The following is a 14950-nucleotide window of genomic DNA, read 5'->3' as shown; positions in this document are numbered from 1 at the left end:
TATCTCCTTTAATCTAGGTAATTTTCACCCTTTTCAACTTCTACTTTACTTAAATCTAAATAATCTCATTGTCTTAAAACTTCATATAAAGCTATTCCAACACAATTAGCTATATTTAAACTTCTTCCATTATCAACCATTGGAAATCTAAAGCATAAGCTTTTATTACTTTTTAATAAATCTATTGGTAAACCAGTTGATTCTTTACCAAAAAATAAATAAACTTCATCATCAATTGATTTAAAATTAAAATCACTCAATGGTTTTTTTCCATATCTTGTTAATAAATACATATTCTTTGGATTAACTATTTCAAAAAACGAAGATAAATCATCATATTTAATATATTCACAACCCTCAAAATTATTTGCGCTTGTTCTAGCAAAATTTCTTTTATCAAAAATAAATCCAAATGGTTCAATTAAATGTAATTTAGCATTTACCAAGGCACAGGTTCTCATGATTGCTCCAACATTCGCTGCAATTTCAGGTTCAAATAAAACAATGTTTAATTTTTTCATAAAAATCCTCTATTTAATATTTTCTAAATACTTATTCAATTCATCACAAGCTAACTTTCTATGAGAAATTTGGTTTTTTTCCTCAAATGATAGTTGTGCTAATGTTTTATTATTATCATATAGAGTAAATATCTTATCATAAGCAAAACCATTATTTCCTATTTGTTCATTTGAAATATAGCCCTTTAATGTTTTTTCAAAAACTTCTTTAATCCCTTTGATTTTATCAACAAATGCAATTGCACAAATAAAACTTGCGTCCCTACTAAACTTGTCAATAAGATTATGATCACTCATCTTTTTTAATAATAATTTATTAATAATATCATAATCAGTTTCAGGCAATGCTCATCTTGCAGAATAAACTCCTGGGAAATTATTTAAACCAGTTATTGATAATCCCGAGTCATCAGCAATAACAGGATAATTTGTTAAATTTGATACATATAACGCTTTTTGTAATGCATTACCTTTAAAAGTATTCTGATCTTCAGGAATTTCTACACATATACCAACATCTTTTAGAGTTAATACTTTATGATTATTTAAAACTTTTTGTATTTCATCAACTTTTTTTTGGTTATTTGTTGCCAGTACTATTTCCAAAAACTTACTCCTTTAATGATACAATATGTATATATTATCATATATGGGGAACTATGAAAAAAAATATATACAATGGTTTGACTAATAAACTTATAAATAAAAGAAATTTATTAGTTAAAATCTACATGTTGAAAAAAGTTGACTACTTAGACAAAAAAAATGAATATGAAGTACTTAATATATTTAAAAACCTAAACCAAGATATACTTTTAAAACCAATAAGTTTTAAATTAACAAAAAAGAAGCTTATTTCTAAATTTGAAATATTAGAAAATTATAAAGACTTAAGTAAAATTAATATTGAAGAGTTTCATATTAGAAAAGTAGTTGATTTAATTTATTCGTTTCATAAACTTAAATCTAATTTATTTAATAGCATAAAAGTATTTGATTATAAAAAAATGCTTGATTATTTTTATAAAAATATTAAAAAACCTTTTTTTAACTTAGATAAATACTATAAAGAAATATGTAATAAACTAGAAAATTTAAAAGGATTAAAAAAAGTCATTTCACACAATGACCTTGTACCTGGAAATATAATGTTCAAAGATGATAATTTTTTATTAATTGATTATGATTACATTATGATGAATGATAAATATTTTGATTATGCAAGTTTTATAACAGAAACACTTAATGAAAATAATGAGAATATAGGTATTTTTATAAATCAGCTAATAAAAAAAAGAATGTTGATAATAGATAAAAATGAGTTTAATAATTTAAATACAGTAATTAAATATCAAGATTTATTGTGGACTTTGTGAGCAAACTATATGTTTGAAAATAAAAAAGATGATATCTATAAAAAAATTTATATGGAAAAATATGACAGACTAAAATTTAGGAAACAAATTACTTTTTAAATTGACTATTTTTTTCTTCTTCTTTTTTTCTTTGTTTTAATTCTTTTTTATCTAACTTTTCATTTATACTCTTTATTTTTGCTAATTTTTTGATATTTTCTTCATTTATTTTTTCTTCAATTTTATTATTTAAGCTTTCTTTAAATTTCTCTAATTCTTCTTTTTGTTTTTGTTTATTTAAAATAAACTTTTGATATCTTTGCGCTTTAATTAACCTACTAGTTGGTATTACTTCACCATTTTTATATGCTAATAACATTTGTTCATATTCTTCATTTTTCTTAATACTTAAATTATTGAATAACATTGTTATAAGTACTGAAAAAGGTAAAACCAAAATGGCAACAACTAATATAATTAAAAACTTAACAAAAATTCAATAACTAACATTTTCAATTAATATACCTAAAATGTATAAAACTATCAAACACGAAGTAATTGTTAGTGAGTAAGTAAAGTTATCAGCCTTATGCAACTTTAAAAAATAAAAAACTGCAGTTATAGAAAAAGTATAAATTAAATATGAGAAAAGTATTAAAAATATATAAGCTCCCCTCGGGGTTGGGAGATCATATTTAAATGAATAGGAAAAATCATAGCCTAATAAAAATCAAATTAATAACCCAGGTATAATTGATTCAATACTTATAAAAAATAAACTTTTAAAAAACGGTGTTTTGCAATCACTAAAATTTTTGAATATTTTCATCTTGATTTCCTTTACTTAAATTATAATACTCTAAATATAAAAAAAACTCTTATAAAAGAGCTAAAATTCAAATTGGAGCGGGTGAAGGGAATCGAACCCTCACAGTCAGCTTGGAAGGCTGAAGTTCTACCATTAAACTACACCCGCATAACAATCACATTAATAATAATATATAAACTAGTTTATTATGTCAATAAATTATATATAAAATAATTTATTTTTCTTTACAAAAAAACTTATATGTTTAATTATTAACGAGATTAAAGTAATAAACTAAAGTTTTTCTGAAATTTTTAAAAATAATGTTAGTAAAGCATAAGCTCTATATTTATAAAGAAAATTATTATCAGTAAAGTTAATCAGCATTGTATTTACTTGATTTTCTTCTGCAATTTCATAAATATTATTTGGTGTTGTGATAATAAATAATTCATTTTTAAAATTTAATAAATATTCAATAGTTCTATTTAAAGTCTCAGTATCTCTACCTGATAATATAACAAGAATTAATTCACCCTTGAACTCTCTTGTTCTTGCCATTTCTAAACTAACTGATAGGTCTACTAATTTTACATCAATTCCTGCGTTAGTTAATATATCTTCTAAGAACTTGCATGAGTACATCGCTTGTGAAGAAGGACAAATTCATAACTTTTTTGATGTTTTAAGTTTACTAACAAAATTATTAATAAAATCGTCATTATTTTCTATTCATAAATACATCTCATTAATTATTTTTGATTTATCAGGCTCATAATCAAGTGGCGTTGATTGTTGAGTTTGCATTCTTTGTTCATATTCAACACGCAACCTAATAATTAATTCTTTGTATCCTTCACATAAACAAGCTTTAGCAAACTGAGTAACAGTTGCCAAAGAAACAAAACAAGCCTCAGATATTTCATACTGAGTTTTGAATATTCCTAAATGTCAATCACTTTGAATTTGCTTTCCGATTATTTTAAAAGTAGTATTCTTATTATCCTTTACAAGATTTTCAATTCTTTCATATATAGATACCATTATAAACCCCTAATCTACTCTTTTGACTTTTTTTAAGTAAGTTAAAATACTATTACAAGTTTCTTCAAAATTAATATATGAAAATTCATATCATTTTATACAATCAAATTGATTTTTAAACCAAGTCAATTGTCTTCTTGCATAGTGTCTGTTATTTTTTTGCATTTCTTCAATTGCCGATTCATAAGTTATTTTGCCTTTTAAATAACTTATTATTTCTGGGCCACCTATACATTTTAGCGATTGTGAACTCTCGTTATATTCGCACATTTTATATGCTAATTCAATTTCTTGTATGAGACCTCTATTCACCAAATCTAAAACCCTATTGTTTATTCTAACATACAATTCTTCTCTTTTTGGTTCTAATCCAATCATAATAATATTTTTATAATAAAAAGTTTTATTATTTTTAATAATATTTGATTTACTATTCTTATTTAGTTCTATTATTTCAAGTGCTCTAATAACACGATATCTATTATTAGGATGGATTTTATTAGCTTCGATTTTATCAATATTATTAAGAATATTTCATAATTCAATATTATCAAGTTCATCAAATTTTTTTGAGAAGTCTTTTATATGATCATCGCCACTAAATTTATAATTCATTAGCAAGGCATTAATATATAATCCTGTACCACCTACTATTATTGGTATTTTATTCATTTTATGTATTTTATCAATAAAATTTCTTGCATCTTTTTGGAACTCAGCAACAGAATATGTTTCATTAACTTCTTTTATAGATAATAAATAATGTTTTATATTGTCCATTTCTTCTAAAGTTATTTTATTAGTTGCTATATCAGTTCCTTTAAATATTTGTGTAGAATCCGCATTTATGCATTCACCATTAAGACTTTTAGCTATTCTTATCGACAAGTCTGTCTTACCGCTTGCGGTTGGACCAACTATTACAATTATAGGTTTCATTTATTCTCCTCTGTATAAAAAAAATACTTCCACCCGCTATAAAATGCATGAGAAAGGAAATATTTATTTATTGAGCGGTTTTAAAAGATCTCATACAAACGTTAAGAATAACATATATTCTTGGTGTCCTTACGGACAACTATATTATATAATAAAAAAATATTTACTTAAGTAAATATTTTTTTATTATATATTATTTTTTTTGTTGAGTTGGGTTCATAGTTTCTCTAATTTCAACATTAATTTTTTTAGGTTCTACTACTGAAGGTTGGAACAAAACAGTTTTTCTTGTTTTTGACAATGTTAAACCATGGATTTTTACCTCTTTTTTATAATTAAATAATCCTGTAACATCTTTACCACCACTTACAACTGCAGTTCATTGTTCAAAAGGTTTACGTTTAACCTTAGCATTCATTCAATGCATTGCTACGATGTTGTTTACATCATCAACTTCTCCTTCAGGATCAACCAATGAGAAAACTCATCCAAATTCTGACTCTAGACCAAATTCATTAATTTTTATAATAGCACCTGCTACATCTTGTCTGTAAATAGCTGCGTTTGTTGCTGAAACATTATCTGCTTTTTCCCAAATAAATTTAGCTTGACCATCTGATAATTTTGCTACTGTACTTGGAATTTTAGTAGGTTTTGGGTCAGTGACTTTTTTTCTAGTTTGAATATGTTCAACTCTTTTTTTATTTGATGCAGCTCTTTTTACAGCTGCTTTGTTTGAACTTGCCATATCTTGCACCATCTTTCTAATAAATTAAATTTTAATGTTTAAGCATAATAAACACCAAAACATATATTTATTATACACTATTTTTGTAATTTTGAGTAGTATACATAGTGTAAAAATTAAATTTATTAATATATTTTAGCATTTATTTAACAATTATAGTTATATTCTTTTCATTTGAAAAGTTAATTATATTAAAACAAAATTTTAACTATATATCAACTTATTATCTATAAATGGTTGTAAGAAATTTTTACACATTTATTCTACAATTATCATATTACATTTTCAAAATACTTATTTGACCCTCTATAAATAATTAATAATAAAAAAACTTTGCCAAAAGCAAAGAATGTTCTATTTTCTAATATTAAGTTTTTCGATTATCGCTTTATATCTAGCAACACTTTTTCCTAGTAAGAAGTTCAATAAATGTCTTCTTTGTGCAACTTTTTTCAATAAACTTCTTCTTGATGTTATATCTTTTTTATGAATGCTAAGATGTTCTGTCAAGTTTTGAATATCTTTAGTTAGAATTGCAATTTGCACTTCTGCACTACCTGTGTCACTTTGGTTAGCTCCAAAATTCTTAATAATATCTAATTTCGCCTCTTTAGATACCATAACTAGTTCCCCCTAAATCTATTTTATTTATGTAAATACAAAGTAATAATTCTAGGGTAAAATTAAAACAATGTAAAAACACTTTAAAATTATAACAAATTATATTTAAAAAAACTAAAAAAAACTGCTAAATCAGTTTCTTTGAATATTATTAAATTGTTTGTTATTTTAGCAACATATTTTTTATTGTTAATTAGCAGCTTATAATACCCGTCTTTTAGAACGATATTTGTACTTATTATAGAAAATTCATTATTGATATTTTTTTTAATTATGATCAAATATTTATATTTCAGTAGTTTATTTACTTTTCTAATATTTCCATCTTGAAGTAACATCTTAGCATTTGAAGTAGATATTTTTTCTTCTCTTTTAAATATCTTAACATTACCCATACCTAAAAAATATATTAGATCATTAACATTTCCTGATTTATTATTACCAAATCTAAAATCTTCTCCAATTACAACTTTTTTTACATTTAACTTATTGATCAAAAAGTTACAAAAATCCTCTTTACTTTTAGATATAGTTTTTTTATTAACATTAATCTCTACTAATAAATCAGGATTACATTTCTCTTTAAATAGCTTATATCTAATTTTATTATTATATAGCACATAATCTTTTCCGGTTATAAAGTTAGTAATTTTATTTGAAAAAGTAAGAATTAAAAAACCTAAATTATTTTTTTTAGCAATTCTTTTTGCTTTCATAAATAGTTTTCAATGAACTTTATGTAAACCATCAAAAAAACCAATACAAGCGACAAAATTATTATTTAAATTAATTACTTCGTCATTATTAAGGTTAGTAACAATTTTAATCATAATTTCCTTCTTTTTCAGCTTCAGTTAAAAATAGTGGGTCTTTACTTTCTCATAAACCACGTTGACATTTATAAATGTTCTGTGCTACATGCTTGTAAATTGCAATAACTTCTTTTTGATGATTAATTATAAATATAATTGGATAATTAATTCCTTGCAACTCAATTGTTCTACCTTGTATAATGTCTGACTCCTTATGATATTCAATTAAATTTTGATCATTTATCATTAAACTATCATAAACTGAAATTAAATCACTTTCTTGGACTTCTTCAACGGTTTTTGCATCATTAATACTAAACTTTCCACATTCTATTCTATTTAAAACTGACATAGTTGCAATTAAGCCAATACTTTCTGCCATGTCACCAATTAAACTTCTTATATATGTTCCTTTGCTACATAAGACATCTAAACTAAGTTTTCCATTTTTTTGATCAAAATCTATTAAAGTACATTTTTTTATTGTAACTGTTTTTGACTTTATCTCTACATCTTGACCTGCTCTTGCATATTCATATAATTTTTTACCATTAACTTTAGTTGCGGAATAAATAGGTGGATATTGTTCGTACATAAAACCATTAAATTTTTCAACCATATCAGCAACAATTTTTTTATCAATTTTTTCATATGGTTGTTTTTCAATAACTTCTCCAGTGATATCCATTGTATCTGTTTTTATAAAAAAATCCAATGTAACAATATATCTTTTATCACTACTTAATAAATAATTTGAAATTTTTGTAGCTTGGTTAACTAAAACTATCATTAAACCTCTAGCCATTGGGTCTAGAGTACCTGCGTGACCGATTTTTTTAATATTTAATTTATTTTTTAATTGCTGTATCAAATGATTTGATGTAATACCTTTTGGTTTATCAATTAAAAAAACTCCTGATTCAGTCATAAATACTCCTCTTTCAATATAACTTTATTATACATATACAGGCCCTATTTATCATAGGTTTTTTTGAGTTAATTTATGGTATAATACTAATAACAATTAAGGGTGATTGAATGAGAATCAAATCAGATTTTTACAAAGAAATAGAGTCAGAATTTAAAATAATATCAGAAAAAGAACATTTAGGTAACGGTGGGAATGCAATGAGTAACCTAAGTACTAAAATGTTTTATTTATCTAAGCATCAATTCAATTCATTTGATGATTTTGATCAAGCATTAGTTACTGAAATTGCAAATACACTTCAATCACTGGAAGATATAATTGTCAAAAAAGCATTTGAGTATCAAAGGTTGGCAAAAGAAGCATATAAAGAAGAGATTGACCCTCAGAAATGAATTGATTTTGCTCAAGGGGAAGCATCAAACCTAAGTTTTGAAATGTATAGCGAAAAGGAGTTAAAGTATTTAAGATATTTCCACATTGTATGATTAACATGAATATTCTGTGACGAGGAATTAAAAAAACTAAGAACTAGAGTAAGTCGTGACTTATATCATAATATTGGTTCTGCTGAAAAGAACTATGTAAAAAAAAGAAATGAAATTTTAAAAAATAAAATAAATGATGAAAATTAATAAAAGTATAGTTATATTTATACTTTTTTTTAATTAGATATATGTTTAAACATAACTTATTATTTTAAATAAATATAAAAAACCTTAATAAAATGTAATGCAAATTAGTAAGTAATTTGTTTTGCATATTTATTAAGGTTTATACTAATTATTTGTATATTAAGCATTTGCTAAATATACTATTATTTTATTTGTATAGAGATGTTATTCTTAATTTTTAACAAATAAATAACTACTTTTATTATTTTCTTAATTTCTAATTGTGGGATCTTACAATTGAAATGAGTAAATATTAGAAGGAATAAACATATAAAAGTTAGTGTAGTTATTTAAAATGTGTAAATCACATTTTAATGGTTTTTAATAGTTTTGAAAACCATATGTAATTCTGATGAGGAACGAAAAACTTTCCTCAATATAATAATTACCATATTTCATAAAAGAAATCAAAATTTTTCCAAGAAATTAATTTCAAAGTTAGAAATAATTTTTAATAAGTCAATCATCTTTGCTTATTTTATCAACAGTATTTAGTATATATGCTACAAGTTCATCAATTTTAAAACTATTAAAAAAAGAGTATTTTCTATCAAAAAATGGTTGCAAATATTTTAGCATTTGGTTATATTTTGTAAATCAATTATTAGCAATGTAATTTAATTCATTTATAGCTTCCCTTGTTTTAGTAGTTTTTATTTCTGATTGTAAATTTTCACCAAGCATTAAATATAAACTATTTGATTTAGAAACTAATCATTTTTTAAACATTATAAAATTTGGTATGCCACTACGTAATTTTGGAGTGACTAAATATTTCATGCCTTCATTTTTATACTTTGATCACACTATTTCTGAGAAACCATCTTCTTCAGATAAATTATTTTGCATATACCTTTTATCTTCATAATTATTTGAATCAAATATACTTATTCTTGATATGTAATTTTTTGGTAAACTAAATGCTGAATATGTATTTTGACTTCATCTAGAAATATCATCAAACATTTCTTCATTTAAAAATCCGCTTAATTTATAATAATATGTTGTTGTAGAATCTCACTTAACGAAAATAAAATATACTAAATCCAAGAAACTAATGTTATTTTTTATTCATTTTTTAAACACCGATGGTGTTAAAAACTTTTTAATATTTAAGTTATTGTTATCTTTATAATTTTTTAATATAAAGTCATCTACTGATTTACATACGTATTCATAGAATCATCTAAGCATTATCATGTCTAAGTTATAGGTATAACAAAATTCATTTTTTAAAATATAGTTCATTAGTCTTTTTAAAGAAAACAATAGCCCAGAACTTAACTTATTTGCATAGATAAAATCTTCTTGTAATTTGATAGCTATTTCTTCGTAGTTCTCATTATTTTTATTAATAATATAGAACCTTCCTTTATTATATTTTTTATAAAGAATACTAATTACTCTAAAATTAATACTATAATTTTTAAACTTAAGAATAATATTTAAGTAGCTACCCTTTTTATGAGTATGTATTTCACTTATAAAATCAATGTTCTTAATAACTTCAAGAAACTCATTTTGTATAGAATCGTGTGTTATTTTAGAAGAAAAGTTATACTTAACAATTGAAAGATCTAAATTAATTATTTTATTATTTGAAGTAAATGTATTATAAGCAAAGTCACCCATTTTTTTAAAGTTAATATAAACCTTTGATAACTCATCCTTAATATAATTATATTTACTATTAATAAAATCAAGTAAATCTTTTCTTTTAAAAGTCATTTTTTTTACAGCACTATTAAATTTATTAATTTCATAATTTAGTTTCATATAGTTACCCTTCTATATTATTTCAAATTTAAAAAACTTTAGAAAAACAAGGAACAATCCATTGTTTTTATCATACGGATAAATTGTCTTAGTAATTATTTTTATATCAATTTCATCATATAACTTATTATTCTTTTTAACAGAAAAATTATTTGTATCTAGCTTATTTTTTAAATAAGCAACCGAATCATAATAAAACATTATTTCATTGCTATAATTCTCTTCTATGTTATTAATATACCCATCACAAAAATCTAAATAGAAATCTAGAAACCTCTTTATTGATTTATAAGAACACAGATATACTCATTTTAAGTTTTTCAATTTTATTAATCTGTATAGTTTATCAATCTTTCTATACTTTTTATAATAAATTAATTTTGATTCTAATAATAGTTCTACTTCTTTTGGTGACTTAAAAACTTTTTCAAATGTTGTATCTAATCAAATTTGGAAATACTTGTTTTTTAATAGTTGTAATTGTAAATCTTGAAGTATTTCTAACTTTAGTGTTAATTCCCTTTTCTTACTTATTTTATTTTTATATTTAACTCTAATATAAAAATATAGTAGCTGTAATTTCTTTAGAGTAAGTTTATTTAATGTTTTATAAATTTTTGTATACTCTAGTGTAAAAGTTCTTCTATACATGGTTTTATTACAAATTATTAGAGGGTAGTCAGCATGTTTGATAGAAGTTCTTAGATTTATCCTTATTTCTTTTTGATTTTCATAATTTATATGTATTATCAATGAATCTTTAAAGGTAATAATTTCATTTGAAGTTGGAAGTGAATAATTTTTCTCTTTTCATTTCACTTTTACATCTTTGTCTTTTAAATAAATATTAATTATTTTTTTAAATAAGATTAAATTAGAGTTACATATAATGCAAGAAACAAAATGGTCATTTGTATCAAATTCTTTTTGATACTTCATATATATTTTTTTACTTACATGTTTTATAGCTATTAGATCAACTGAAATATAATCATCAAAATTATAAACATTGTTTATAGAGTAACTTCCATGAGTCTTTATATCTAAAGAACCTTTTAATTTATTTCTAATTAGATAAATATTTTTCTTGATTATATTATTGATATCTTTACCTAATTTAACCTTATCTAATTGTTCATTAATTATCGACAAATCATTAATTAATAAATTATTTAGTTCAATTTTATTCATAAATACACCTACATATCATATTCGTATATTAAGCAACTAAGAACAAATAATGGTACTGTTTCCGCTCTTAATATATTATTTCCTAAACTAACCGAATTAAAGTTTTGTTTTACAAAAAATGTTACCTCATTGTCTGTAAAGCCGCCTTCTGGCCCAATTACTATATTTATTGCATTAACAAGATTATTCTTATTAAGTATATTTTTTAAGTTTTGATTTTTTTCATTTTCATAACATATGATATTTAAATAATTGTTATCAATTTTAATATCTTTAAAATTATAAATAATTTTTCCGACCTTAGGGATTATTATTGATTTTGTTTGTTTTGCTGCAGTATCAATTATACTTTGTCATCTAAAAATTTTTTTATCTTCATCTTTACTATTTATTTTTACAACATTTCTAGTAAATATAACTGGGTAAATATTATTAACACCTAATTCTGTTGCTTTTTGGAGGACATAGTCTCATTTTTGTTCTCTTATTATTCCACAATAAAGATTAATAATAGGTTTAAATTTATTTTTTGTAATATCTATTTTAGATATAATTTTAGCAATGCACTCTGATTCTTTAATAATTTCTAACTCACATAAATACTTTTGTTCATTAAATACTATATGAATATGCTCTTTTAATTTAAGTTTTATTACATTTTTTATATGATGAAAATCATTACCGTCAATGATAAAACTATTATTAACTTTTTTATTTGTAAAATATTGGTACATTCTATTCTCCACCTACATACTTTATATTATAATACTTATGAGGTGAATATGTTTGAATTCTAAATACATTGTTTATTTAGAATGGAGAAAAGAATGAAGAAAGTTGATACTAATCTTGATGAAATTGAGTCTGAAAAAGATGAAATTGATATAGATTATGAGATCAGCAAACTTAACAAAACAGGCAAACATAACGGTTTAAGAAGTGAGACTCTTAAAATAACCCTTGTTAGTTTGTTACTAAGTATGTCTACAGCTGTTAGTTTTATAAATGTATTATTACCACTAGGTATAACAAGTGTAAACGTTGGTTTTTCACTTAAATATTACATTATTGCTATAAGCTTTCAAGTAGTCGGTTTATACTGGGGTATGATAATAGGTTTGTTAGATGGCGTTCTACAATTCATTATTTGAGGTCAAAGCCCATTGTTTAGGTTTACCTCAAGTATTGGATTAATGCTATGAGTATTATTATTTTGATTATTTTTTAATAAATTATTTTGTGTTTATAAAGTTACAAATAACTTTAAAAAGACAACTAGTTTAACAATTAGTGCAGTATTTGTTTTCATTACTGCTCCACTAATTTCAGCATTGTTAAATGCATTTCAAAGATATGTAGAATTAGGTTCTGCATATGGTATTATTGCTTTTTTCCAAGCTTGAATTAGTTTTATGATTTTCGACTTATTTGCAATTGTATTATTCACACTCACTACAATAAGAATTCAAAAAATTGTAAATAAAAGATTACTTTAAAATTTTGTAAACTGGTAAATCTACACCATCAAGTGTAGATTTTTTTATATTAGGATATCTCTTCTTTATTATTTTTATTATTATGAAACTTCTTATTTTTGTTAAACATATTTAATTCTAAAGATAACACGATAATTGATGACATTACTACTGTAACTGAGTATTGTATTGCATTAACAATTGATTCAACAATTAAAACAGATGCATCTCATAATAGATAAGAGTACAAATTATAAATAAAAACTCAAGAATAACTAATAATAAATATTAAGTGAATGTTTACTCTTTTTCTGAGTAAATAATACGTTAAACCAATTAATATTTTTACTAATATTGATATTGGAATAAAAATTAATCCACCTGCATATAAATCAATTAAAATACCAGAAATTAAAGCGCTTAATACTAATGTAAATAAGTTTATCCTACCTAATAATATTAAATAAACAATATCAGAAAATTGTATTATTGATTTACCTGTAACTGATGACAATGTAGTTATTACTGCCCCCATTATGAACATTACTCCAACTAATAAACTACAATTAGCTATATTTTTAGAACAAATTCATTTTTTCATTAGTAACTACCTCAATTTATTTGGTTATTTTTAGTTAGATTTCAATTATAATAATTTTGTTATAACCTTATAAATTATAGCATTTAAAACATTTTGTTTTATCAAGAGAGGAAAACGTATGAAAATTGTAATACTTGGTGGTGGTGCAACAGGAATGGGAGTTGCCGCTAAAATAAAAAGACTAAAAAAAGATTATGAAGTTCTAGTATTAGAAACCGGAAATTATGTTTCGCTAGGCGCTTGTGGTTTACCTTATTTTGTTGGTAATGAGTTTGAAGATAAGAAAATGTTATTTGCAAGAACTATTGAAAAGTTTAATGAAAGTGGTATTGATGTTATACTAAACTCTAAAATATCAAATATTAACTTTGAAAATAAGAAAATGTTAGTAAATAGCAAAGAGATTGTCTACGATAAATTAGTTTTAGCAACTGGTGCTGATGCATTTATACCTAAAATTAAAGGTTTAGAAAATATTGAATATCATAAGTTAACAAAATATGAAGATGCAGAAAAACTAAAAGAACTTTCTAACTCTAATAATATAAAAAATGTGTTAATTGTTGGGGCTGGTTTTATAGGTATGGAGTTAGCTGAAAATCTAATAAATATTGGTAAAAATGTTTCAATTGTTGAGTTAGAAAATCAAATATCTTCAAGATTATATGATTTTGAAATATCTGAGTTAATTAAAAATAATTTAGAAGATAATAATATTAAATTATACCTTGGTAACTCAGTTAAGGAGTTTATAAGTAAAGAGTCAAAAATTTTAGCAAGACTAAATAGTGAAGAAATTGAATGCGACCTGGTAGTTATTGCATCAGGTTTTAAACCTAATACTGAAAGTTTAATTAACTCAGAATTAGAATTATCAAGTAACAATGCTATAATTGTTGATAAATTTGGAAAAACAAATATAAAAGATGTTTATGCTGGTGGTGATTGTTGTGTCATTGAAAATATTATTACAAAGAAATATTGTTATTCACCTTTAGCAACAGTTGCATCAAAACAAGCAAAAGTTATAGCAAATAATATTTGTGACATAAAAAGTAAATTTAATGGAACAATACAAAGTTCAATTATCAAATTATTCGATAAAGGTGTAGCTAGAGCTGGGGTTACAGAAAACGAAGCTAAATTAAATAATTTAAACATAAAAACAGTATTTATAAAAGATAAAGATCATACTCATTATTTAAAAGGTCAAAAAGATATCTATATAAAATTAATTATGAATAAGGATGATAATGTAATAATTGGTGGACAAATGTATGGAGATAAAGACTCAATCTTAAGGTTTTATTGTATTGCTACGCTAATTTGAAATAAAACAAAGATTACTGAATCAATTGAACAAATTGATTTGCCCTATTCACCTCCTTTTTCTAAAACTTACGACATAATTCACATAGCATTATCTAAACTTTTAGTATAATATATTTTAATTAACT

General features: G+C 23.3%; 17 protein-coding genes and 1 tRNA gene. 4 read left to right on the top strand and 14 right to left on the bottom strand.

The window, feature by feature from the left end; translation table 4 throughout:
- Positions 1 to 8: 8 nt before the first annotated feature.
- Positions 9 to 527, bottom strand: coding sequence for a TrmH family RNA methyltransferase (locus SCORR_RS01865; RefSeq protein WP_169709049.1), 519 nt, complete (start codon positions 525 to 527; stop codon positions 9 to 11).
- Between the two features lie 3 nt (positions 528 to 530).
- The gene (gene rdgB / locus SCORR_RS01860) at positions 531 to 1127 is read right to left on the bottom strand and encodes an RdgB/HAM1 family non-canonical purine NTP pyrophosphatase (RefSeq protein WP_094048556.1); all 597 of its coding nucleotides are present in this window, start codon (positions 1125 to 1127) and stop codon (positions 531 to 533) included.
- A 53-nt stretch (positions 1128 to 1180) separates the two neighbouring features.
- Here rdgB and SCORR_RS01855 point away from each other — a divergent pair, with 53 nt between their 5' ends.
- Positions 1181 to 1996, top strand: a complete 816-nt coding sequence (locus SCORR_RS01855) for a phosphotransferase family protein (protein ID WP_094048554.1) — start codon at positions 1181 to 1183, stop codon at positions 1994 to 1996.
- Here the strand turns inward: SCORR_RS01855 and SCORR_RS01850 are convergent.
- From SCORR_RS01850 to truB, 8 genes are all read right to left on the bottom strand, one after another.
- Positions 1986 to 2705 (bottom strand): DxFTY motif-containing membrane protein, encoded by a 720-nt coding sequence (locus SCORR_RS01850; protein ID WP_094048552.1) that lies wholly within the window; start codon positions 2703 to 2705, stop codon positions 1986 to 1988. The two genes, SCORR_RS01855 and SCORR_RS01850, sit on opposite strands and share 11 nt — an antisense overlap.
- Before the next feature lie 73 nt (positions 2706 to 2778).
- Positions 2779 to 2852, bottom strand: a tRNA-Gly gene (locus SCORR_RS01845).
- 126 nt (positions 2853 to 2978) lie between these two features.
- Complete coding sequence (locus SCORR_RS01840; protein ID WP_094048550.1) at positions 2979 to 3728, bottom strand: MurR/RpiR family transcriptional regulator; 750 nt, start codon at positions 3726 to 3728, stop codon at positions 2979 to 2981.
- A gap of 9 nt (positions 3729 to 3737) precedes the next feature.
- Positions 3738 to 4667 carry a tRNA (adenosine(37)-N6)-dimethylallyltransferase MiaA gene (gene miaA / locus SCORR_RS01835; protein ID WP_094048548.1) on the bottom strand — a complete coding sequence of 310 codons (930 nt, stop codon included), beginning with the start codon at positions 4665 to 4667 and terminating at the stop codon, positions 3738 to 3740.
- Between the two features lie 193 nt (positions 4668 to 4860).
- The gene (locus SCORR_RS01830) at positions 4861 to 5415 is read right to left on the bottom strand and encodes a hypothetical protein (RefSeq protein ID WP_094048546.1); all 555 of its coding nucleotides are present in this window, start codon (positions 5413 to 5415) and stop codon (positions 4861 to 4863) included.
- Between the two features lie 354 nt (positions 5416 to 5769).
- Complete coding sequence (gene rpsO / locus SCORR_RS01825; RefSeq protein ID WP_094048544.1) at positions 5770 to 6036, bottom strand: 30S ribosomal protein S15; 267 nt, start codon at positions 6034 to 6036, stop codon at positions 5770 to 5772.
- An 89-nt stretch (positions 6037 to 6125) separates the two neighbouring features.
- Positions 6126 to 6866 carry a nucleotidyl transferase family protein gene (locus SCORR_RS01820; RefSeq protein ID WP_094048543.1) on the bottom strand — a complete coding sequence of 247 codons (741 nt, stop codon included), beginning with the start codon at positions 6864 to 6866 and terminating at the stop codon, positions 6126 to 6128.
- A complete protein-coding gene (gene truB / locus SCORR_RS01815; protein ID WP_094048541.1) occupies positions 6859 to 7776 on the bottom strand; it encodes a tRNA pseudouridine(55) synthase TruB in 918 nt (305 codons plus the stop codon). Before truB ends, SCORR_RS01820 begins: the two co-directional genes overlap by 8 nt.
- 110 nt (positions 7777 to 7886) lie before the next feature.
- Here truB and SCORR_RS01810 point away from each other — a divergent pair, with 110 nt between their 5' ends.
- Positions 7887 to 8411: a hypothetical protein gene (locus tag SCORR_RS01810; RefSeq protein ID WP_094048539.1), complete on the top strand. Its 525-nt coding sequence runs from the start codon at positions 7887 to 7889 to the stop codon at positions 8409 to 8411.
- A gap of 477 nt (positions 8412 to 8888) precedes the next feature.
- Here the strand turns inward: SCORR_RS01810 and SCORR_RS01805 are convergent, their stop codons facing one another.
- From SCORR_RS01805 to SCORR_RS01795, 3 genes are read right to left on the bottom strand one after another with little or no spacing between them, the layout of a single operon-like run.
- Entirely contained in the window at positions 8889 to 10226 is a 1338-nt protein-coding gene (locus SCORR_RS01805; protein ID WP_094048537.1) for a hypothetical protein, read from the bottom strand.
- Between the two features lie 12 nt (positions 10227 to 10238).
- Positions 10239 to 11417, bottom strand: a complete 1179-nt coding sequence (locus SCORR_RS01800; protein WP_094048535.1) for a hypothetical protein — start codon at positions 11415 to 11417, stop codon at positions 10239 to 10241.
- Positions 11418 to 11425: 8 nt separating this feature from the next.
- A complete protein-coding gene (locus SCORR_RS01795) occupies positions 11426 to 12151 on the bottom strand; it encodes an RsmE family RNA methyltransferase (protein ID WP_094048533.1) in 726 nt (241 codons plus the stop codon).
- A gap of 93 nt (positions 12152 to 12244) precedes the next feature.
- Between SCORR_RS01795 and SCORR_RS01790 the strand changes: the two genes are divergently transcribed.
- Positions 12245 to 12913, top strand: coding sequence for a hypothetical protein (locus SCORR_RS01790; protein ID WP_094048531.1), 669 nt, complete (start codon positions 12245 to 12247; stop codon positions 12911 to 12913).
- A 49-nt stretch (positions 12914 to 12962) separates the two neighbouring features.
- Here the strand turns inward: SCORR_RS01790 and SCORR_RS01785 are convergent, their stop codons facing one another.
- Entirely contained in the window at positions 12963 to 13493 is a 531-nt protein-coding gene (locus tag SCORR_RS01785; protein WP_094048529.1) for an ECF transporter S component family protein, read from the bottom strand.
- A 118-nt stretch (positions 13494 to 13611) separates the two neighbouring features.
- Between SCORR_RS01785 and SCORR_RS01780 the strand changes: the two genes are divergently transcribed.
- A complete protein-coding gene (locus SCORR_RS01780) occupies positions 13612 to 14934 on the top strand; it encodes a CoA-disulfide reductase (protein WP_094048527.1) in 1323 nt (440 codons plus the stop codon).
- Positions 14935 to 14950 lie beyond the last annotated feature (16 nt).

The sequence above is a fragment of the Spiroplasma corruscae genome (assembly GCF_002237575.1).
Classification (GTDB): domain Bacteria; phylum Bacillota_I; class Bacilli_A; order Mycoplasmatales; family Mycoplasmataceae; genus Spiroplasma_A; species Spiroplasma_A corruscae.
This window is presented reverse-complemented; position numbering and strand designations above follow the sequence as displayed.